Origin of the sequence: Ochrobactrum soli (genome assembly GCF_003664555.1) — a bacterium.
GTDB lineage: Bacteria > Pseudomonadota > Alphaproteobacteria > Rhizobiales > Rhizobiaceae > Brucella > Brucella teleogrylli.
This window is the reverse complement of record NZ_RCHH01000004.1, coordinates 190,914-213,170: the sequence shown is the minus strand read 5'-3', so window position 1 is coordinate 213,170 and position 22,257 is coordinate 190,914. Positions and strand designations below refer to the sequence as shown.

The following is a 22,257-nucleotide window of genomic DNA, read 5'->3' as shown; positions in this document are numbered from 1 at the left end:
TGAGCCGCATCTTGCTGGATCATTCGAAGAGACACGCTGAAGTTGATGGTAATAATGCTGGACCGGAACCGGACTTGCCCGTGCACTCTCCGGCTCTGCCTATGCTGCACCTCATGCGACTTGTCAGTCCCAGCCAGCCGGTTGGCGCTTTTTCCTATTCGCGTGGTCTTGAATGGGCTGTCCACACTGGCACCGTCACGAATGAAGAAAACTGTGCAGCGTGGGTTTTTGGTCTTCTGGAACACAGCTACGCTGCGCTTGACGGGGCAATTTTCTGGCGAATGTTTTCGGCACTGACGCGAAGCGACGATGCCGAATTCTGCCGCTTGAACGACTGGCTTGGGGCAAGTCGAGAAAGCAGCGAACTCGAGCTTGAGGATCGCCGCATGGGCGAAAGCTTGCTTACTCTGCTATCGGAACTCGGTGTCGAGCGGGCGCGTAACTTCGCTTCGGAACAACGTGCCACCTACCCCGCAGCCTTCGCCATCGCAGCGCTTAACTGGAATATAGAGCCGGTCGATGCGCTGCGCGGCCTTATGTGGAGCGTGGTGGAAAGCCAGATCATGGCGGCAATCCGGCTCGTTCCGCTCGGCCACATGGCAGGCCAGAGGATACTTATTGCTGGAGCAGCAAGAATTGAGCGGGCCGTCGAGAAAGCATGCACGCTCGAAGACGACAAAATCGGCAATACAGCGCCCGCACTGGCTATGGCCAGTGCCTGGCACGAGACGCAATACAGCCGACTATTCCGGTCGTAAGCGTTGCGTTTCACGATATCGCTCGAGATTTTCCTCTGCCGAACTTGCATCAGCCGGAGCGACGGGCACCAATGCCTTGAAAGCATACTGACCGATCAGCATAACCCAGGTGACGAGGACGAATGTCGAAGTCAGCACCGGCATTCCAATCGGTTTCAGGAAGATGGCTACCGAAGCCCAAAGCCATGTGGCCACGACAGCGCCGAAGATCGCGTAAAGAAAACTGCTCCAGCTGAAAACAAGGAAGAAGCCGCCAAGCGCAATTGCCGTTAACGCGGCATTGTAACCGAAAAGCCCATCGCGAATGGCCCCTTCCGGTCCGCCGAATGCGGCAGCTATCAAAGCTCCGGTTATCGCTCCCAAAAGGCCCATCAGGGCGCTTATCCGGGAATGGATCGCGATAGCAGCAAGGATAATGTAGCCTGTGATCCAATTATCCTGAAAGAATATCTGTCCGATGGCGGTGCCGATCCCCATATACCAGGTTGGGAGTACATAAGGGACAGCGTAGGAAAACTGTTCCGGTGACACCGGTTTCGCCATTGGCCCCGCATCGATGGCATCAAATTTGAGAATTGCGTACAGAAACAGCCAACCGACAAGCACGAATGGCATTGTTAGAGGCGCAACCTTGTGCGGGCCCAGAAGCGCTCCGATACTCGCGAAAGCCATTGTGGAAAAAGCTGCGCCAAAGATGAGATAGATCGTCATGGCCGGTGACGGCAGCGCGCCGCTGCGAAAATCGGCACTGGTAAATGCGATCAGCGCAAGCGCGACCAAAGCTCCATTGAATCCGAACAGGCCATCACGAATAAGCCCCCTGTCGGCCTTCAGTATGATTGCCGTCAGTGTGCTGGCGACCACACCCACCACACAAATAAGGGCATAAATCCAGGAATTGACCAGAATGGCGAACAAAATGACCAGCCCGGAAAGCGGGTTGTTCTGGAACACCACTTGTCCGATACCGCGCAGCGTCCAATCGATAAACCCCAGAGAAGGATGATCCCGCATCGCATTGAACTGCATATTTTGTTCCTTCATGTACCGGTAAACATCCCCGTTTCTAAAGAATGAGGAAATGCTCTATCGCTTTGGTTTCGCTAACCCCCGTCAGTCGCTTAAAACAGGAAATAGCGTTGCGCCATCGGCAGAACATCGGCTGGTTCACAGGTGATCAATTCGCCATCCACCCGCACCTGATAGGTTTGCGGATCGACCTCCAATTTGGGCGTAAGACCGTTGTGGATCATGTCCTTCTTGCGGACCGTTCTAATCCCTTTGACCGCAACCAATTGCTTGCTGAGTTTCAGCTTTTCGCCGATACCATCATCAAGCGCTGATTTGGAAACAAATGTGACGCCTGTGGAGCCAAGCGCCCGCCCCAACACACCATACATTGGACGGTAATGGACCGGTTGGGGCGTCGAGATCGATGCGTTGGGATCGCCCATCGGCGCAATCGCAATCATACCGCCGATCATCACAAGGCTGGGTTTCACGCCGAAGAATTCCGGCTTCCACAATACAAGATCAGCCCGCTTTCCAACTTCGACAGACCCAATCTCATGAGCGAATCCATGCGTAATCGCCGGGTTAATCGTATACTTCGCGACGTACCGCTTGGCGCGGAAATTATCGTTCCGGCCGCTATCCTGACTCAGGGGGCCGCGCTGCACCTTCATTTTATGGGCGGTTTGCCAACAGCGAAGCGTTGTCTCTCCAATGCGACCCATGGCTTGAGAATCCGATGACATCATCGAAAACACACCCAGATCATGGAGTATGTCTTCTGCTGCAATCGTTTCGCGCCGAATGCGGGATTCCGCAAATGCCACATCCTCCGGAATTTTCGGGCTGAGATGGTGGCAGACCATCAGCATATCGAGGTGCTCATCGACCGTATTGATGGTGTAGGGACGGGTCGGATTGGTGGAGGACGGCAGGATATTTTCTTCGCCCGCCGCCGTAATGATGTCGGGAGCATGCCCGCCGCCGGCACCTTCCGTATGGAAACTGTGAATGGTCCTGCCCTTCATGGCAGCAAAAGTATCCTTGACGAACCCGCTCTCGTTCAGCGTGTCTGTATGAATGGCCACCTGAATATCTTCTTCGTCGGCGACGTTAAGACAATTATCGATGGCGGCCGGGGTGGTTCCCCAATCCTCGTGCAGCTTCAGGCCAACAGCACCGGCTCTGATCTGTTCACGCAGAGGTTCAGGCTTGCTTGCATTGCCTTTGCCCAATAAACCCACATTGATCGGAAGCGCTTCCACAGCCTCCAGCATACGATGGATAGCCCATGGACCAGGCGTAACCGTGGTTGCAAGCGTGCCAACCGTTGGTCCCGTTCCACCGCCAACCAAAGTGGTGGTGCCGCTGGCCAGCGCTTCTTCCGCCTGCTGTGGCGCAATGAAGTGAATATGTGTATCGATGCCGCCTGCGGTGAGAATCTTGCCCTCGCCCGCAATTACGTCGGTTGCAGGTCCAACGATGATGTTGACACCGGGTTGGATATCGGGATTACCTGCCTTACCGATCCCTGAGATACGACCATTCTTGATACCTACATCGGCTTTGATGATGCCCCAATAGTCGAGAATAATGACATTGGTGATCACCAAATCGGCGGTTTCGGCTGAAGGCCGCTGGCCCTGCCCCATGCCATCGCGAATAACCTTGCCGCCGCCGAAGGTTACTTCCTCGCCATAGATACAACGGTCATCCTCGACCTCGATGATGAGTTCGGTATCTGCCAGACGCACACGGTCGCCCTTTGTCGGGCCATAGAGTTCGGCATAGGCCTGCCTTGATATCCTCCCCATCTGTCCCTCCTAAAGTTTCCCGTTGATTTTTGCGTTGAAGCCATAGACTTCCCGGTCGCCATCAAGCGCAACCAGTTCGACTTCACGATCCTGTCCCGGCTCAAACCGCACGGCAGTCCCGGCGGGAATATTGAGCCTGAAACCTCTCGTTCGCTCCCTATCAAAGACGAGCGCCTCATTGGTCTCATAGAAATGATAATGCGAGCCAACCTGTATCGGCCTGTCGCCGGTGTTCTCGACAGCAATGGTGCAGGTTTCGCGACCGTCGTTGAGGTCGATCGACCCGTCTTCGATGAAATATTCACCCGGTATCATGATCGTCTCCTGAAGCGCGTACCGAAAAGCGCCAAGCGTTTTCGGTACAAGATGCGGGCAGAACCAAAAGCAAGAGCAATTTCGGTCATTCAGAAACGCACTAAGGAATCGGGTTGTGAACGGTCACAAGTTTGGTGCCGTCTGGAAAAGTGGCTTCCACCTGAATGTCGTGGATCATTTCAGGCACGCCCTCCATCACCTCATCCCGGCTGAGAAGCGTGGCCCCGTAGGACATGAGTTCCGCGACCGTTTTACCGTCGCGGGCACCCTCCAGAATTTCAGCGGAGATGTAAGCCACAACCTCTGGATAGTTCAGTTTCAACCCTCTGGCTCGGCGTCGCTCCGCAACCAATGCTGCAGTGAAAATCAGAAGTTTGTCCTTTTCACGTGGCAATAGTTCCATCGGTAGACCCTCTCCAAAGTCAGTTATGTGGCCCAGATGCGCGGTGCAGTGGCCGGTTTTCCTAATCCCATTTCGCGTAGAACCTCCCACGCCCTGCGAAATAGCGCCTTGGCTTCCGACATCCGCCCGCCGAGATAGCGGCAGACAATCACCCTTTCGAGCCGCGACGCCGAAAACAGATTTCTGGCTGTGTCACCCACCGCTTCGCGAATGGCCTGAAGTGCGTTTTCCGCAGCCGGACCGGCATAAACCATCGTGGCAACAATTGGTTTGGCGCAAAATGCATAGGCCGCATTCACCGCTGGTGCAGCACCACGAAGGCGAAATTGTTCGAACCAGATTGGCTTTCCGTCCCTGAATATTTCGACCCGTTGCCGGACTTCGCCCCTGTCGAAGCTTTCCTGACAGGCAGGACGCCCCAGACTGAAAATGTCCCACCCCAGATAGACTGCATCACCGCTCAGGGAGACATGCGTGCTTATGGATGCTCTGGCGCCGTCAAAAACGATTGTTTCCTGCGGGAGATACTCGCATATGCCACCTTCACTCACATCGATCCTAGTCGTCTGTGCGCTCTGGCCTCGCTCACTGCGATAGAATTTCGTGGCGCCCGGTGTTGTCAGAACAGCTCTGGCCTTGCGACCCAAAAAGCACGAAATATCAAGAATATCATCCCCTGCAACTCCACCCGGCGGATGAAGGAGATAGACATGCGCGCTGCCGTCTTTCTCAGGATAAAAAGGCTGTTGAACCGCAAGGGGACCCACATGGCGCCGCCGCATCAGCCGCGTCACTTCACAATTATGCTCAAACCGAAGTTCAAGCTCTGCATGCCAACCCTTGTTCATCTACAAAAGCCACCTCTGTGCTATTGGAGAACTTAATTGCGCTGTTGACGCATGAGGTAAAAACTGGGCAAGGCAGTAAAGTAAGTCGATAATAACAAGGCGCCATGACTGCTACAAGTTTAAAGTTATCGACACTCATGGCGACCGCCAATTTAAATATCAGTGTGTGAAAATTGAGTTCGCAGCTGCAATTCATATCAATTTCAAGAGCGTATAAAAGCTCTGGCGGCGTCCCTCGAAATTCTTCTATCGATTGGCGAGGCGCTTGATCATCCTGGCTGGCAGATAAAGCACCAGCGAAGCTTGTTCCAGTGTGCCCTGCCCCGCCACGGCAAATGCATCGTCCATACTTGCATATTCATCAGTCAAGAACTGACGCAAGAAGTTACCCGATCCCAGAAGCTTGATCAGTGTGTCAGAACTGGCGAACAGGGTGTGCCCACCACGATCCACCTGCGAGACATCAAGAACCTGAATGTCCTTGTTTTGCAGGAACGCTATATCAGCGCCGCTCCCAACACGAGGCTCGCCTCCAGTCAATCGGCGCGAAATATCGAGGGCGCGGTCCCGACGCGAAACAACGATAGTGAAAGGTCGCGGCAAATGACTAATATCATTCACCTGGCTTCTGAAGAGATCGGGGTCGAGGTCTGGCGCAGCAAGAAGCACCCCCTTGATCCGCTCAAGCACCTTTCTCTGATCGCGGATGGAAAGGGTTCTCAGCGCTTCCATCACGACAACCGCCCCCATTGAATGACCGACGACAATGATCCCGGTCGCCTTTGAGCGCGCCACAAGTTGAAGCGTCTCAGCCAGTCCATCTCTGGCAATGAGCGCGCTGTCACGATCATACAGATAACGTGTCAGTGCACCGGCTGAAGCCCATGAAAAATAAACGGGTAAAGACCCAACGTCATAGTCATGCACGATCTGAGCGTTGCGAAAAAGCCCCTCTGCGAAATTGTTATTATAGCCGTGAACGAAGATAAACACTTCGCGCTGCGATGCAGGCCGCTCGGATAATCGCCGGTTGATTTCACGAACCATGGCCTCTCCATTTGGAAGGCTCAAATAGTTGGTTGCGCTGAACTGCCGTCGGGGATCTGGCCTGGACGCAGACGTTTCCACCGATCCGGGCCGGTGATTGTGTGGAATGCGAACATCTATGGTGGAGAACTTCAGCGCATCCGAACGCGCGCGTGTATAGGCGATTTCTGGGTCGTCTGAACGATCCCGAACCGTAGCAACCATGAGAGGAACCACATCGCCTGACCGCGAATAAGACTGCTCAGCCGTACCCAATCCAGTGACAGCGCGAGGCCCGGCACATCCCACAACCACCGAAAATACCAGTACAACTGCGCGAAACGGCCTCATAAAACTCCCCCGCAACGCTGCATTCAATGATGAAGTAAAAGCTTTTCAATAGTTTAGTCCGCTGGCCATTTGACAAATGCTTTTCAGCGTTTGGCTTAGGCGTTCCTACTCATCTAACAAAGAAGTTTTTCAGAACGCGGCTGGCTCACTCGATAGTAACTTACGAAAGGGATTTAACAAAGCCAGCTTATTCCACGATACAATCATCGTCCGCCAGCGGATTAAACTATTATCAACTCCGCGACAGCCAAATGAACAGAGCGATGTTTCGGACCGCCAGCATCGCGCCAAAACCTTCTTTCAATTAGTGCATATTCTGGTTGCGGCTACGCTCCTGCGTCAGTTCTGCGGTGGTCTGGCCGAGCCGCTTCGCCAATTCCCGCATGATCGTGATGGCCATTTCCGGATAGTCACCGAGGATTTTCGTAAAATGCTCCTTGCTGATGCGCAAGGTCTCCAAAGGCGTCGCTGCTCTCACCGTCGCGGTGCGCCCCATATCGCACAAAATGCCAATTTCTCCGACGATGGAATTGGGCTGTGCATCGGCAACCTTAATGGGGCCGCCCGGTGAATCGACCAGAATATCCGCACCACCCAGAAGGATCACATAGGCGGCATCGGATATGTCGCCCTGATGGAACAGCGTCTCACCGGGCTTGAAAGTCACGCGCTCAGAGGTGAAGGCGAGAAGCTTTAGCTTCGCCGGTTCTATACCAGCAAAGAACGGCATGCGCCGCAGCATTTCGACTTCATCCTTCAACAACATCGATCTTCCCTTTCATCCCGCCTTACGACAGCAAATCCTTAAGCGGTCCATCCTCCTGCATCAGCGCCTCATAGGTGCCATCCTGAACCACCCGTCCATGATCAAACACGATAACGCGGTCGAAATCTCTGGCGAGAGAAAAATTACTCAATGCCCATATTATTGCGGGTTTATGACCTTCTTTATGCAGCGTATGCATAATATTTCCAGCGATCTGATACTGGATACGCTGATCCAGTGATGGCAGCGGCCGGTTGAACACGACATAATCAGCATGTTTAAGCAGCGCTCGCGCCATATTGATTTTCTGGCGCTGCACACTGGTCAGTCGCTTGCCGCCCGAGCCGACATCAAAATCAAGCCCGATGATCAGGATTGTGCGCTGCTGGCCCGTTTCCTCGAAGAGATCGATGAGGATCGACCGGATTTTGTCCGACGCATTCATCTGTCCATAGCTGGTCTTGCCAAACAGCAGATTGTCGAGCAGCGTGGCGTGCTTGATGAAGCGGTCCGGTTCGTAAGGCTCGATCACGGCGCGCAGGTCGTCCGGCGTATCGCGCAGAAAACGTGTTCTTGCCTTGAGAATCTTGGCCTTCAACGCGTCGGTCAGAAGGCCGAAACGATGCCGTGGCTCAATATAGGAGAAGCTGAGACGTACGATGTTGACGCGGTCTTCGTCCGAAACCGCATCAACACTGAGCCCCTTCACCCGCTGCAAAAGCGTCTCATATTCGGGAATGTCTTCCGGACGCATGAATGTCAGTTGCTGGAAGAACGGGTGGTCGGGCGGCAGATCGCGGAAAAGCTCGATAGCGTTTTCAGCGATTTCGAGGCTCATGGCGTAAAGATCGGCGAGAAGATCGTCCTCGCCGATTACCTCGCGGAAAAACGGATGCGCCGCCAGTTGCCGGATGGTCATGGAGGAGCGGTCGAGCACGCCGAACAGCAGATTTTCACCCACCGTCGCCTGCGCGTTATAGACATCCGGCTCAAAGGGAATGACCAACGCCGCCATATCACCGCCGTCAAGCCGCTTACGTAACGCCTGCCGGAGTTCCACGATGCGGGAGATGAATTCCGGATGCGCAACCGTATCGACCTTCGACAGAAGCGCTATATCGAAAATGTCATGGGTGACCATCACTGCGTCGAGGATGGGGCGCACGACGGCGTAGAGCCCGTCCCGTCCCGAAATGCCCATCGCCGCGTAATCCACCCAGTCGCTATTAAGATCGAAATCGGGATTTCGCGCCCGGCGCGCCTCGGCAATTTGCCATTGCCGTTTTTTCGCGTCATCGCCTTCATAGGCAACCTTGGTCAGGGGCGCATGTCTGAGCCCGTAAAGCAGATTGTCGCGTAGGGAACCGCTGAAGAAATAGCCATCACCCGACGCATAGGCGATGCGCCGCCCGGTGACCGATTCAGGCATTTCGAGTAGATCATGACCGTCGATGGCGACCCGCCCGTTTGCAGGCCAGACGAGTCGGCCCAACAGTTCGGCAAATACATCGCTGCCACTGCCCGCAGGCCCGATCAGCGCGACGGTCTCGGTCGGCTTCAGCTCCAGGCTGACATGTTCCAGAATCGGCGCGCCGCTGTCGTCTTGCACCGTGACATTGCTGATGACGACCGGCTGATCGAGCGCAGGAACAGTGTCATAGTGGACCGATTGCACCTTCGGGGCGATGAGATTATCGACGCTGAACTGCTCGACCACTTGTGCATACTTGACCTGCACATCCTGGCGGTTCTGGTCCCAGTCGATCAGTTCCTTGAGTGGACCCGGTAGGTCCTTATAGGCATTGATGACGGCAACAAGCTGGCCGATATCGAGCCTACCCTGAAGCGCCAGAATACCGCCGATCATGTAGAACAGAAACGGTGTGACCTGAGCCAGAAAATTGTTGATGAACTTGACCAGAAATTTCCACTGATAAAGATCATAGCGGATAGAGAAGATGTGCCCCAGCCGGTTGGCGATATCGGCCCGCTCGAAATTCGACGTATCGTTGCTGTGAATGGCGCTGATGCCGTCAACGATCTCGCCGACGCGGCCCGAAAGTTCCCGCGCCGACAATTGACGCTGGCGCCCCAGTTCCAGAAGCCGCTTTCGCATCCGCGGAATGATAATGCCCTGCGCGGCAACAATGATCGCCGCGATCATGCCGAGCCAGAAATTCTGCATCAGAATGAAGACGAGCGCCGTGAGGGCCTGCCCGCCGAGAAGCGCTGGCTGCACAAAGGCGTCGCCGGTAAAGCCTCCAAGCGGCTCGACTTCGTCCTTGATCATGGTGGCGATTTCCGCCGAGCGGACGCGTTTGAAATGGAATGGCGGGAAACGCAGCACCCGGTCCACCAGCTCGAAACGGATGCGGCGTAGCATCCGTTCGCCAAGCCTGCCCTTATAGGTATTGATATAGAGCTTAAAGAGCCCGTTGATTACGACCAGCAGCAGGAAAACCATGCTGAGGCCGATCAGCATCTGGATGCGGGTAAGCTGCAGCCCGTTGAAGAACACCACCTCGCCCAGGATCGGGAAATCATAGGTGATGCGCATGAAAGTCTGTGTGGCGCCAGGCTTCTCGAACCCTATGCCCTGAATGGGGCCGTTGATGATCTGCTTAGGCAGATCGAACGAGAGAAAATAGGGGATCATCGACACGGCGACGACAAAGAGGATCCAGGCTTGCTGGGCGCGTGTCGTGGACCAGATATAGCGAGCGAGGTTCTTTTCCATGAAGTCCCGTTTTGAGATCGATGGCCCGCCGGGCCGTGCTGCTATCGCGCCAACGCGGTCAATCGCTCTGTCTATACCTATGCATTCGCGAAACCTCCTCCGCTTTTGCCAGTATATTTGTAGTGCGTTCGCAGCAAAATGGAAGTATCTCGCCTCACTTAAAAGCGGGATAACAATGGTTGAGAGAACTTAGTGCCGCAAACTGCACAGCTTTAATGTTGCTAACGACGGCGATAAAGAAAATAGCGGTTCGCGGCGACGCTCTGCGGTAGAGGCATGGGCGTCAATTCAGGATGTTCGAGCGGCAATCCGCAGGCGGCTATGCCGCCACGTTTCAGGAGCGAGGCCACAGCGTCGGGGAGCCATGTAAGTGTCAGTGCATCCAGATCTTCATGGCCAGTGCCGATATCCGCATGCACGAGCGCTGCCTCGATGCCGAGATAATCGCCAATCGTGTCCTTGATCTCACCGACGACCAGATTGTCGCCCTGAGGTGTCGAACTTTCGAAAGAACGGGCCACGCGATCGAAAGCGATAATCCGGCGATCCGGAAACAGCTCCCTGATATGATCATATGTGCGGCCATTGCCGAGACCAAGCTCCATGATCGTTCCGGGAATTGCGCGGACATCGTCCGCAATGCTGTTCAGGATATCACGCTGGGCGCAAAGACGGCGGATGAAACTGTCGAGACGACTCATGATCTGTTCTTCAATCTGCAAATGTCCGAGACGTCCGCTTATACAACGGCGGACATAAAGTCGACCGCGACCGATGATGCACGGTTGCGACCCGACCTGAGGGTGACTATGCCTTGACGATATTATCGCCGCTGATGGCGCGGCGTCCGAACGCATTTCTGGTATCAACGATCAACGGCGCCCATTTGGCCAGCGCCTGATAGTCGATCTGATCGTGATCGGTGGCGATCAGCACAGCGTCAAAATTTCTGACAACCTCTTCGGTCAGCTCGACCGAGGCGCGACCGCGAAGTTCGATATAGTCGCGCGTGGGCGGGATCGTTGAGACGAAGGGATCGTGATAATCGGTCGTTCCGCCACGGGCCTCAATCAGTTCGATCAGTTTAAGCGACGGGCTTTCGCGGATATCGGGAACATTTTTCTTGTAGGCGAGGCCGATTATCAACACGCTCGAGCGGCTGACGGCTTTTCCGTGGCGGCGATCAAGCGCTTCGGCAAGACGGTCGACGACATGACGCGGCATAGCCGAATTGATCTCACCGGCAAGTTCGATGAAACGCGTCGGCAATTCATATTCGCGCGATTTCCAGGTCAGGTAGAACGGATCGATGGGAATGCAATGACCGCCAAGTCCCGGCCCCGGATAAAACGGCATGTAGCCAAACGGCTTAGTCTTTGCGGCTTCGATCACTTCCCAAATATCGATGCCCATGGCCTCGTAGACGACCTTCAATTCGTTGACGAGAGCGATATTGACTGCCCGGAAGATATTTTCCGTCAGCTTTACCGCCTCGGCGGTGGCATTGGATGAGACCGGAACGACAGTCTTGACCGCAGCTCCGTAAAAGGCGGTCATAAGTTGCGAGGCCTCTGGGCCATCACCGGCGACAATCTTCGGGATACTTGAGGTCTCGAAATCGCGGTTGCCGGGATCCTCGCGTTCTGGCGAAAAGCCGAGGAAGAAATCCACGCCGGAACGCAGGCCCGTGTTTTCCAGAACAGGCCGTACCACCTCATTGGTGGTGCCGGGATAGGTGGTGGATTCCAGCACGATCAGCTGACCGGCTTTCAACGTTCTGGCAATCGCGTCACAGGTTTTGACGACGAATGACAGATCGGGGTCCCGCTGTTTGGTCAGCGGCGTCGGAACACAAATGATGATGACATTGCAATCGCCGAGACTTGAAAAGTCAGTCGTCGCACTGAAACGGCCTTCACCAACATGACGCCCCAGCACCGTATCGGACACGGCTTCGATATAGGATTTGCCATCGTCTATCATGACGATCTTGCCGGGGTCGATATCGAACCCTATGACGCTGAAACCGCTGTTGGCGATGGTCATCGCCAGAGGCAAGCCAACATAGCCGAGGCCGATAACCCCCACGCGCGCCGAGCGATTGGCGATAGCTGAAAACAGGTTCCCATGAAGCGGGGCAGAGTCGGTCAAGATCATAGCTCTCCGGCAATTGATATCCTTCAGTGGCGGATTTACGGGCCAGCTGTCAAGGACGCCGCCGAGGGGTAACTATATGTTCACCGGAAACCGAGCGATTTTACTTTAGTGAAACTGGCTTTGCCACGATAACACGCTATATTGGTCGCAATGATTTGCTGACGACCGGCCATGACATGGCTGACGGCTAGAAAGAATAACAAGCGATGGATGTCCCCCGGATTCCTATTTCCGAAACATTGCTCAGCCCGGTTTTACACTGGCTACAACAATCTGCGCTCAATGGCGCAAGCCTCGAAACTCTGGCCGAAGGATTTTGTGAAAGGTTGGCGGCGGCTGGCGTGCCGCTGATGCGCGTCCATTTAAGTTTTTCGATGTTGCATCCGCTTTACGACGCGCTCGGCTTCACCTGGATACGCGGCAAGGGCATGGAAATCGAGGGTTTTCGTGCTTCCACCAGCGAGAAGGATGCAGAGCGGTTTCTCACGAGCCCCTATTTCCATCTGCTTAGCAACAACCTGCAATATCTGCGTCGTCAGATCGACCCATCTGCGCCATCGGAGTTCCCGGTTTTCGATGAATTGAAGGAAATCGGAGCCACCGATTATCTCGCCTTCGTGCAATCCTTCGGCGATGGCAACAGTCAGGGTATGGTCGGCTCTTGGACCACAGATATCCCCGGCGGCTTCGGTGACGACGTGGTGGAGACATTGCTGAATATCCAGAACAGCCTGGCAATCGCCGCAAAGATGGCGGTGCTCGGCAAGCTCGCAGACAATATGGTCACCACCTATCTTGGCGGCAATGCTGGCAAGCGCGTGTTATCCGGCCAGATTCGTCGCGGGGATGGAGAGACCATTCGCGCTGTGCTCGTCATGGGCGACATGCGACAATCGACGGACCTTGCCGAAAAGGCGGGCAGGCAGGTCTATATCGACACGCTCAACGAGTTTTTCGATGCAATCGCCGCGCCGTTCAACAAGAATGGCGGCGAGATTACGAGTTTTGTCGGAGACGGGTTCCTCGCAGTCTATCCCTGCGGACGTCACCGGGAGCCGTCGCAGATCGCCGCGCGCGCGGCAATGGCGGCAGTTCGGCAGGCAACGGCAGCCATGGCCGACATGAACAACGAGCGGAAGAAGAAGGGCCTCGACGAGGTTCGCTATGGAATGGGCCTGCATGTCGGCAACGTGATGTTCGGCAATGTCGGCCTTAAGGACCGACTGACGTTCTCCACATTCGGCAGCGCCGTCAATGAAGTGTCGCGATTGCAGGGGCTAACTAGGCTCTATCCCGACCATCCGATTATCGCCAGCGAGGCGTTCACCAACTATTGCGGTGGCGACTGGGTGACGCTGGGTGCGAAGAAACTGCGCGGCGTACAGGACAAGGTGACGATATTGGCGCCGGGTGGGGAAAACCTGAAGATGAGCAGTATTGAGGCAACCGGAAGGAACAAGCCGGATGCAGGCTCCGAAGCCGAGCAAGTGATGCTGCTTTTCCGCAACTCCCGCGACCGGAAGCCCCCGAAGCTTGAGGGGAACCTTCTTCAATGATCAAGACATGTGCTGTGGCACTGCTTCTATCCACCTTGTTTGTCCAAGTCTCAGCGATTGCCGATCCATTGAACACACCCCTTTTCGATACTTTCGATGGTGAAGATTTTTCACCCACCGGCGGGCTTTATTACCGCGATAATGATGAACAGAAAGCGGGAACGGTCGAGTTCCAGAGTGCGGTCACCCGCACCGGACCGCGCGCTTTGAAACTGAGCGTGCGATCCGGTTGCAAGGCAACAACGGAAAACTGCAGCGAAAGGGCGGAGATCTGGGAAAAAACCGAGCTTCGCGTTCCTTACGACCAAGCCGTCTGGTATGGTTTTGCAGTCAAGTTCGCCGAACCCATCCCACAAGACGACCATCGCTATGTGATTGCGCAGTGGAAGCGTGAGATCGGCCCCGGAACAAAAGGCGACTTCAGCCCGTTTCTGGCGGTGCGGCTCAACAAGGGCAAGCTCTTCATCACTGTAGAAACGAATTATCACCCGCCAGTCTCCACCGGGACCAAGGGCACAGCCGCGACATGCGATAAAGGGTCAACCCCGGTTTGGTTGCGGCCAGAAACCAACCAGATGCGGGCGCTTGTCGCGACCGACGACAACTGGGTCGCGGAAGATGGCGGCCTCTTCTCGGCATGCACCGACAAAATCACTATCACGCCCCGCGGCAACAGCCTCCCCTCTCCCGACTCCGGATGGATCGACTTTGCGTTCATGACGAAACCCGGCCCGGACGGAACCGGCCATATCGAGATTTTCGCCAACTGCCTCTGGATCTCGACAATCAAAGGCTATATCGGCCACAACGATCCCGGATTGGGCAAGAACCAGTACTTTAAGTTCGGTCCATATCGCGCGGCCGGAACCGGCGAATGGTCGCTGTTTTATGATGATTTCCGCAGGTCAGCCAACTGCAGGGACGTTCTTCGCGACAGCAACGCATGTGATCTCATCAAGTAATCCTTCCGGGCTGGAAGCATTGTCCCGCGCGTATCTTCGCGCAGGGCCGTGACAACTACTGGATGCGTGAAATCTAGTCATGGACTCATAGGCATTCGTGCGCTAGCGTTCACGTCGGGGGTGCCCGCACCGGGGACACGCAACAGTGAAGGCCTGCAAGCATGATCTCAGGGACAGATCTCTTGAGGATCGAAAATCTGAGCATTTCCTTCACCTTGCTTGGTGGGAAGATCATGGCCGTGAAAAAAGCCGATCTCCGTGTCCTGCCAGGCAAAGTCACCGCCCTTGTCGGCGAATCTGGTTCTGGAAAGTCTGTTATAAGTCAATCGGTTATGGGAATTCTGCCGCGCACTGCTTCCGCGAGTGGCAAAATCCTTTTCCAAGACCCCGACATGCCCGGCCAGCCGCCTATCGACATTCTCAGCCTGCCTACTGACGGTCCGGAGATACGGGCGCTCCGTGGCAATCGCATCGGCAAGATTTTTCAGGAGCCGCTCACATCGCTGTCGCCGCTCCACACGATCGGCAACCAGATTTCGGAAGTACTGTCGATCCATACCAGGGATATAAAAGCCGAGCGGCGTGAGCAGACGGAGGAGATGCTTGGCCTTGTCGGTTTCAAGAACCCGACCCAGGCCTATGACAAATATCCGTTCGAACTGTCCGGTGGTATGCGCCAACGCGCCATGATCGCCATGGCGCTCATATGCAAGCCATCCCTGCTGATCGCCGACGAACCGACCACGGCGCTTGATGTAACCATTCAGGCGCAAATTCTCGAACTGCTCGGCGAGCTTCGAGCCAAGCTCAACATGGCAATGCTGCTCATCACGCACGATCTGGGCGTTGTCGCCAATGTCGCCGACGAGGTGGTCGTCATCTATCACGGCGAGATCATGGAATCGGGACCAGTTGAAACGATCTTCCGCAAACCAGCCCATCCCTATCTCAAGGGTTTGATGGCCGCCGTGCCGCATTTCGACATGAAGCCGGGCGAACGTCTGAAATCCTTACGCGACGTGCCAGTCGATGTCGCCAAGTTGATGGGCAAGAGCAAAGCCGTCCATACGGATCGCAACAATGTGCTGCTCTCCGTGCGCGATGTCTCCAAGACCTTCGCAGCCCGCAAAACCCTTTTCGCAAAAGATGGCGGGCCGCCGACGCGGGCAGTCAATGACGTCAGTTTCGACGTATTGCGCGGCGAATGTTTCGGCCTCGTCGGCGAGAGCGGCTGCGGCAAGACCACACTGAGCAAAATCCTGATGCGCGCCGTCACGCCGGACGCAGGCTCCGTAATTTTCAACGGCGACACAGGCCCGATTGACATCCTAGACGCCAGCGGCAACGACCTGCAGGCGTTACGCACCAAAATCCAGATGGTGTTTCAGGACCCGGTATCGTCGCTGTCGCCGCGCATGACCATCCAGAATATTCTCAGCGAACCGCTGGAAATTCACGGGCGCGGAAACGCCAAATCCCGACTGGACAAGGTAGCAGACCTGATGGACGTGGTCGGCCTGAACCGCCGCTATCTCAATCGCTACCCGCACGGTCTCTCGGGCGGCCAGCGCCAGCGCGTCGGCATCGCGCGGTCTCTGGCGCTCGGTCCGGAACTTATCTTGTGCGATGAACCCGTATCGGCGCTCGATGTATCCGTACAGGCGCAAATCCTCAACCTTCTCAAAGATTTGCAGAAGGAACTCGGGCTTACTTACATCTTCATTTCGCACAATCTGGCGGTAGTGGATTATATGGCCGACCGGATCGCCGTGATGTGTGGCGGGCGGATTGTCGAAATCGCTCCACGCCGCACCTTGATGCGGGCGCCTGTCCATCCCTATACGAAATCGCTGCTTGCCGCCGTTCCATTTCCCGATCTCGACCGTCCACTTGACTTCGGCAAGCTCAGTGCCAGCGGTGCATCCGACAAACGCAACTGGGGTATCCAGTTCCGCAACGACGGACCGGACGACATGCTGACACCAATAGATCTGGGCGACGGGCACCTTGTGCTTGCACGCAAGACCGCAGACATGCGGGAGTTGAAGCCTTGATCAATCGGCGAACGACACTGGGCATGCTTGCTTCCTGCTTTCTACCTGGTGTTTCGCGGGCGGATCCGCCTTTGCCGAACTATTCACTGCCGCAGCCGGGCGCGCTACCCGATCGGGCTGACCGCCTCCCCAAAACACCAAGGATCGTCAATATGGCGGCGCTTGGTCGCAAACCCGGTGTCAACGGAGGTGTCATCCGCACCCTGATCGGCAACCAGAAAGACATCCGGTTGATGACGCTTTACGGCTATTCCCGTCTGGTTGGCTATGACGAAAAGCTCAACATGCATGCGGATATTCTCGAAAGCTTCGAGACAGTCGAGGACAGGGCTTTTACCTTCAAAATCCGCCCGGGGCACCGCTGGTCGGATGGTTCCTATCTGACATCGGAGGATTTCCGCTATTGCTGGGAAGACGTGATGCTCAACACGGAGCTGAAGCGAGGGGGTCCGCCGAGGGTCTTGTTGGTCAATGGAAGGCCGCCGCGTTTCGAAGTCATTGACGAGTTGACGGTCAGATATAGCTGGGACGCGCCTAATCCGGATTTCCTGCCACAACTGGCGGCGCCGCAGGCGCTAACGATTGTTCTGCCGTCGCAGTATTTGAAACAATTTCACAAGACCTATCAGGACAATTTCCGGCTCTCGGCCCTGATGAAGCAATACCGCGTCAAGAAATGGACTGACCTTCATTTCAATATGGCGCGCAGCTATCGGCCCGAAAACCCGGAACTGCCGACCCTCGATCCATGGCGAAACACAACCGCGTCGCCTGCCGAGCAGTTTGTTTTCGAGCGCAACCCGTATTTCCACCGCGTCGATGAAAACGGGGTGCAATTGCCCTATGTCGACAAAGTGATCCTGAATATCAGCTCCCCGACAATCATTGCCGCCAAGACCGGCGCTGGTGAAAGCGATCTGCAGGCACACGGCATCGACTTTTCCGACTACGCCTTTCTGAAGGATTCCGAAAAGCGTTTTCCGGTCAGGGTCAGCTTGTGGAAGCGGACGGAAGGTGCGAGGGTGAGCCTTATGCCCAACCTCAATGCTGGGGACGCCATTTGGCGGGCGCTCTTCTGGGATGTGCGCGTGCGCCGCGCCCTATCGCTCGCAATCGACCGGACCGAAATCAACAAGGCGGTGTTCTACGGTCTTGCCGTTGACAGCGCCAACTCCATCCTGCCCGAAAGCCCGCTCTACAAACCAGGATATAAAACGGCGTGGAGCGCCCATGATCCTGAACAAGCGAACGTCCTGCTGGACGCGGCTGGCCTGCAACGGCGGGACGAGAACGGGATTCGCCTGCTGCCAGACGGTCGCTCCGCAAAGATCGTGGTGGAAACCGCGGGCGAAAGCACCTTGGAAACAGATATCCTTGAGCTTGTCACAGATCACTGGGCGAAGGTCGGCATCTCGCTGTTCATCCGGACATCCCAGCGTGACGTTTTCCGTAGCCGGGCCATGGGTGGCGAAATCATGATGTCCATGTGGTCGGGGCTCGATAACGGCATACCGACCGCCGATATGAACCCGGGCGAGCTCGCCCCAACCTCGGACGACCAATTGCAATGGCCGGTCTGGGGCATGTATTACATGTCGAACGGAATGAAGGGCCATCCTCCGGAAATTCCCGAAGTAAAGCAGCTGATCGAGCTTCTCAGCCAATGGCGGGACTCCAGCGACATAGCCGAGCGGGCCACTATCTGGACGCAGATGCTGGATATCTATTCGCAGCAGGTGTTTTCCATCGGTATCGTCAACAGCACCCCCCAGCCCGTCTTGCGCGCGGCCAGCCTCCAGAATGTACCGGAGAAAGGGCTCTACGGCTTCGACCCGACCAGCTTTCTCGGCGTTTTTATGCCGGATGCGTTCTGGTATGGAAAGGACGCCTGACCATGCTGCGATATATTCTCTGGCGCATCGCAGCAATGATCCCCACGCTCATCATCATTTCCGCTCTGGTTTTCACCATTATTGAACTACCGCCGGGCGACTATTTCGAAAGCTATGTGTCGGAGCTTCGCGCGCAGGGCGAAGCCGTGGACATGCAAGAAATCGAGGAGCTACGCGTCCAGTACGGCTTCGATAAACCACCGGTGCTGCGTTACTTCCACTGGGTTGCCGGGATGTTGCAGGGGGATTTCGGCTATTCGTTCGAGTATCAGCTGCCCGTCAGTGACGTTGTGGGCGACCGGCTTTGGCTGACAGTGATGGTGTCGTTCTTCACGATCATCTTCACATGGCTGATTGCTTTCCCGATCGGCATCTATTCGGCGACGCATCAATATAGCTGGGCGGATTATGGGCTGACGCTTATCGGTCTGCTTGGCATAGCGATCCCGAACTTCATGTTCGCGCTGATCCTGATGTATTTTGCCAATATTTGGTTCGGCACTTCGATTGGACATCTCATGGACCAGAAATATCTGGCCGAACCAATGAGCTGGGCCAAGGCGTCCTCAATCCTGTCCCATCTCTGGATACCCGTGCTGATCGTTGGCACCGCAGGCACTGCCGGGATGATCCGGCGTTTGCGCGCCAATCTTCTCGACGAACTCCAAAAGCAGTATGTGGTAACGGCGCGCGCCAAGGGTCTGCATCCTTTTCGCACGCTGGTGAAATATCCCCTGCGCATGGCGCTCAATTTTTTCATCTCGGACATCGGTTCGATCCTGCCAGCGATCATTTCCGGTGCTGAAATCACCGCAATCGTTCTTTCGCTGGAAACGACAGGGCCAATGCTCATAAAGGCCTTGCAGAGCCAGGATATGTATCTTGCAGGTTCGTTCCTGATGTTTCTCGCAACGCTGACGGTCATAGGCGTGTTGATCTCCGATATTGCGCTCGCCTTTCTTGATCCGCGTATCAGATTGCAGGGTGGGAGCACAAAGTGACATCATCACCCCTCCCCGAACCGGGCGCACGCCTGCCTCACTTTGTTTCGACAGAGCCTTTTGATCCGCATTCGGTCGATGTCATGACCGAAGAGCAGAGCCGCTTTTATCGGGCGTCTCAGCTCCAGCTGATGTGGTGGAAATTCAAAAAGCATAAGCTGGCGCTTGCCTCCGCCATCTTCCTCGGCGCGCTTTATGTGATGATCGCCTTCGTTGAATTCCTCGCGCCTTATAATCTTCATACACGCAATGTCGATTTCATCTATGCACCGCCGCAGGCGGTCCGCCTTTTTGACAACGGCAATTTCATCGGGCCGTTCGTCTATGGCCGCAAGATGACGCTCGATATGGACACGCTGCGACGGGTCTATGTGGATCAGAAAGACCAGATCGAACCGCTGCGTTTTTTCTGCTCGGGCGATCCCTATAAATTCTGGGGCATATTCTCGACTGATTTACATCTGGTCTGCCCCGCAAAGGGCGGCGAGCTGTTTCTTCTCGGGACAGACCGACTCGGGCGAGACGTGCTATCCCGCATCCTCTATGGCGCTCGAATCTCGCTGACAATTGGGCTGATCGGCATTGTCATCAGCTTTACTCTCGGAATTGTTATCGGTGGCCTTGCCGGTTACCATGGTGGCGTTTTCGACCTCATCGTCCAGCGAATCATAGAGGTGCTGCAGTCTATTCCAAGCATTCCCCTGTGGATGGCCCTTGCCGCCATCATGCCGATTACATGGAGCCCGATGCTGATTTACCTCGGTATTACCGCCATCCTTGGACTGCTTGACTGGACTGGGCTGGCGCGCGCCGTGCGTTCCAAGTTGCTTTCACTGCGCGAGGAAGACTACGTGCTAGCGGCCCAGCTGATGGGCGCAAAGAGCCCCCGCATTATCGGACGGCATCTCATTCCCGGCTTCATGTCGCACTTGATCGCAACTGCAACCATGTCTATTCCCGGTATGATCCTGGGTGAAACTGCGCTGAGCTTTCTCGGCCTGGGGTTACGGGCACCAATAACCAGTTGGGGCATCCTTTTGACGGAAGCCCGAAGTGTAAGTGTCATTGTCTTCTACCCCTGGCTGCTGTTTCCGATCATTCCGGTCATTCTGGTGGTTCTGGCCTTCAATTTTCTAGGTGACGGTCTTCGCGATGTCGCTGATCCGTATAGTTGAGATGGATGTTCGCATGCTGAAAAATTTCCCATATCACGGGTTGCGTCACCTAGAGCGGTTCCCGTTAAAGCGGAAACGTGGAACCGCTATATCTATTTGTTTTTGCGCATTATCCTACGCATCGAAGCGGGATAAGAAATCAGTCCAGCGAATTGATTTCCCCGCGGAGACGCTACGCACTTTTGCTGGAAATGCTGTAGTTGCGGCGGGGTTCGCATCATGACGCGCCGCCTGGAGCATGTCCGCATCCTGATGTACAGCCACGACACGTTTGGGCTCGGCCATCTGCGCCGCTGCCGAACGATCGCCCATTCGCTTGTCGAGGACTATCGCGGTCTCAATATTATCATCATATCGGGCGCCACGATCGCTGGCGCCTTTGACTACCGCGCGCGCGTCGATTTCGTCAAAATTCCAAGCGTAATCAAGCTGCGCAATGGCGAATACCAGTCGATGGAACGGCACACCGATCTCCATGACACGCTGAAGATGCGCCAATCGATTATCCGCCATACCGCCGAAACGTTCCAACCCGATATTTTTATCGTCGATAAGGAACCGATGGGCATGAAGGGCGAAGTCGAGGAGACGCTCACCTATCTCAAGACCCGTGGAGCAACACTGATTCTGGGCCTGCGCGAAGTCATGGATGCGCCGCATTTGCTCGATGCCGAGTGGAAGCGCAAAAACGTGATGGATAAGATCGACAGGTTCTATGACTCGATCTGGGTCTATGGGCCGCCGGATTTCTACGATCCGCTCGTGGGTCTCGACGTCCCGAAGGGTGTCCGCGACAAGATGAATTTCGTCGGCTTCCTGCAGCGCAGCGTTTCCAATCAGGAAGTCCCGGACCATCGCCCCAAGGGCGACTATATTCTTGTCACCACCGGCGGAGGCGGCGATGGCGCCGATCTCGTCAACGATGTCGTGCGGGCCTACCAGCACGATCACACGCTCCAGCACAAGGCGCTGGTCGTGCTCGGACCTTACATGCCCGCGAAGAAGCGCCGCAAGATGATAAGCAAGAGCCAGGCGATCCCTCATATCGAGGTCATCGAGTTCGATAACAGGATGGAAGAACTGGTGGCGGGCGCGAAGGCTGTCGTTGCCATGGGCGGCTACAACACCTATTGCGAGATTCTCTCCTTCGACAAACCGGCATTGATCGTTCCCCGCATCCTTCCACGTGAGGAACAGCTGATCCGCGCCCGGCGCGCTGCGGAACTCGGGCTGATTGACATGCTGCTTCCCAGCGAATCCGAAGATCCTGTCCGCATGGCCAGTGCACTCAAGGCCTTGCCCAGCAGGCCAGCGCCCTCGAAGAGCGCGCCCAAAGGTTTCAGGCTCGAAGGCTTACCGCATATCTCGCAAATTGTCGGGGATCTGATGGATCGACGTCAGCCGAACCACCTGTCGCTCGTCAAGGGATAA

The 22,257-nt window shown here is 55.6% G+C and carries 18 protein-coding genes; 8 read left to right on the top strand and 10 right to left on the bottom strand.

The features are described from left to right. Positions 1–74: 74 nt before the first annotated feature. On the top strand, positions 75–758 hold the full coding sequence (locus D8666_RS10485; protein WP_210261427.1) for an urease accessory protein UreF: 684 nt from the start codon (positions 75–77) through the stop codon (positions 756–758). Here D8666_RS10485 and D8666_RS10480 read toward each other — a convergent pair. From D8666_RS10480 to D8666_RS10435, 10 genes are all read right to left on the bottom strand, one after another. Beyond that, positions 744–1,787, bottom strand: coding sequence for an urea transporter (locus D8666_RS10480; RefSeq protein WP_121537706.1), 1,044 nt, complete (start codon positions 1,785–1,787; stop codon positions 744–746). The genes D8666_RS10485 and D8666_RS10480 overlap by 15 nt on opposite strands. Positions 1,788–1,879: 92 nt before the next feature. Beyond that, positions 1,880–3,583 carry an urease subunit alpha gene (ureC, locus tag D8666_RS10475; RefSeq protein WP_121537704.1) on the bottom strand — a complete coding sequence of 568 codons (1,704 nt, stop codon included), beginning with the start codon at positions 3,581–3,583 and terminating at the stop codon, positions 1,880–1,882. A gap of 9 nt (positions 3,584–3,592) precedes the next feature. Further along, positions 3,593–3,898, bottom strand: coding sequence for an urease subunit beta (locus D8666_RS10470; RefSeq protein WP_109366127.1), 306 nt, complete (start codon positions 3,896–3,898; stop codon positions 3,593–3,595). Between the two features lie 100 nt (positions 3,899–3,998). Next, the gene (gene ureA, locus D8666_RS10465; protein WP_109366128.1) at positions 3,999–4,301 is read right to left on the bottom strand and encodes an urease subunit gamma; all 303 of its coding nucleotides are present in this window, start codon (positions 4,299–4,301) and stop codon (positions 3,999–4,001) included. A 23-nt stretch (positions 4,302–4,324) separates the two neighbouring features. Then, positions 4,325–5,149: an urease accessory protein UreD gene (locus tag D8666_RS10460; RefSeq protein WP_109366129.1), complete on the bottom strand. Its 825-nt coding sequence runs from the start codon at positions 5,147–5,149 to the stop codon at positions 4,325–4,327. Between the two features lie 246 nt (positions 5,150–5,395). Next, positions 5,396–6,196: an alpha/beta hydrolase gene (locus D8666_RS10455; RefSeq protein ID WP_235858931.1), complete on the bottom strand. Its 801-nt coding sequence runs from the start codon at positions 6,194–6,196 to the stop codon at positions 5,396–5,398. A 634-nt stretch (positions 6,197–6,830) separates the two neighbouring features. Further along, on the bottom strand, positions 6,831–7,292 hold the full coding sequence (locus tag D8666_RS10450; RefSeq protein ID WP_121537700.1) for a cyclic nucleotide-binding domain-containing protein: 462 nt from the start codon (positions 7,290–7,292) through the stop codon (positions 6,831–6,833). Between the two features lie 22 nt (positions 7,293–7,314). Then, the gene (locus D8666_RS10445; protein WP_121537698.1) at positions 7,315–10,029 is read right to left on the bottom strand and encodes an ABC transporter transmembrane domain-containing protein; all 2,715 of its coding nucleotides are present in this window, start codon (positions 10,027–10,029) and stop codon (positions 7,315–7,317) included. A gap of 221 nt (positions 10,030–10,250) precedes the next feature. Beyond that, positions 10,251–10,730 carry a class I SAM-dependent methyltransferase gene (locus D8666_RS10440; RefSeq protein WP_109366133.1) on the bottom strand — a complete coding sequence of 160 codons (480 nt, stop codon included), beginning with the start codon at positions 10,728–10,730 and terminating at the stop codon, positions 10,251–10,253. Positions 10,731–10,836: 106 nt separating this feature from the next. Next, positions 10,837–12,180 (bottom strand): nucleotide sugar dehydrogenase, encoded by a 1,344-nt coding sequence (locus tag D8666_RS10435; RefSeq protein WP_371830804.1) that lies wholly within the window; start codon positions 12,178–12,180, stop codon positions 10,837–10,839. Positions 12,181–12,392: 212 nt separating this feature from the next. Here D8666_RS10435 and D8666_RS10430 point away from each other — a divergent pair, with 212 nt between their 5' ends. From D8666_RS10430 to D8666_RS10400, 7 genes are all read left to right on the top strand, one after another. Continuing rightward, the gene (locus tag D8666_RS10430; protein ID WP_109366135.1) at positions 12,393–13,742 is read left to right on the top strand and encodes an adenylate/guanylate cyclase domain-containing protein; all 1,350 of its coding nucleotides are present in this window, start codon (positions 12,393–12,395) and stop codon (positions 13,740–13,742) included. Then, positions 13,739–14,704: a polysaccharide lyase family 20 protein gene (locus D8666_RS10425; RefSeq protein ID WP_121537694.1), complete on the top strand. Its 966-nt coding sequence runs from the start codon at positions 13,739–13,741 to the stop codon at positions 14,702–14,704. The genes D8666_RS10430 and D8666_RS10425 overlap by 4 nt, the downstream gene beginning before the upstream one ends. A gap of 161 nt (positions 14,705–14,865) precedes the next feature. Then, positions 14,866–16,758 (top strand): ABC transporter ATP-binding protein, encoded by a 1,893-nt coding sequence (locus D8666_RS10420; protein WP_121537692.1) that lies wholly within the window; start codon positions 14,866–14,868, stop codon positions 16,756–16,758. After that, positions 16,755–18,650 carry an ABC transporter substrate-binding protein gene (locus D8666_RS10415; RefSeq protein ID WP_235858930.1) on the top strand — a complete coding sequence of 632 codons (1,896 nt, stop codon included), beginning with the start codon at positions 16,755–16,757 and terminating at the stop codon, positions 18,648–18,650. The genes D8666_RS10420 and D8666_RS10415 overlap by 4 nt, the downstream gene beginning before the upstream one ends. A gap of 2 nt (positions 18,651–18,652) precedes the next feature. After that, complete coding sequence (locus tag D8666_RS10410) at positions 18,653–19,651, top strand: ABC transporter permease (protein WP_109366139.1); 999 nt, start codon at positions 18,653–18,655, stop codon at positions 19,649–19,651. After that, positions 19,648–20,826, top strand: coding sequence for an ABC transporter permease (locus D8666_RS10405; RefSeq protein ID WP_109366140.1), 1,179 nt, complete (start codon positions 19,648–19,650; stop codon positions 20,824–20,826). The genes D8666_RS10410 and D8666_RS10405 overlap by 4 nt, the downstream gene beginning before the upstream one ends. 219 nt (positions 20,827–21,045) lie before the next feature. Continuing rightward, on the top strand, positions 21,046–22,257 hold the full coding sequence (locus tag D8666_RS10400; RefSeq protein WP_121537688.1) for a glycosyltransferase family protein: 1,212 nt from the start codon (positions 21,046–21,048) through the stop codon (positions 22,255–22,257).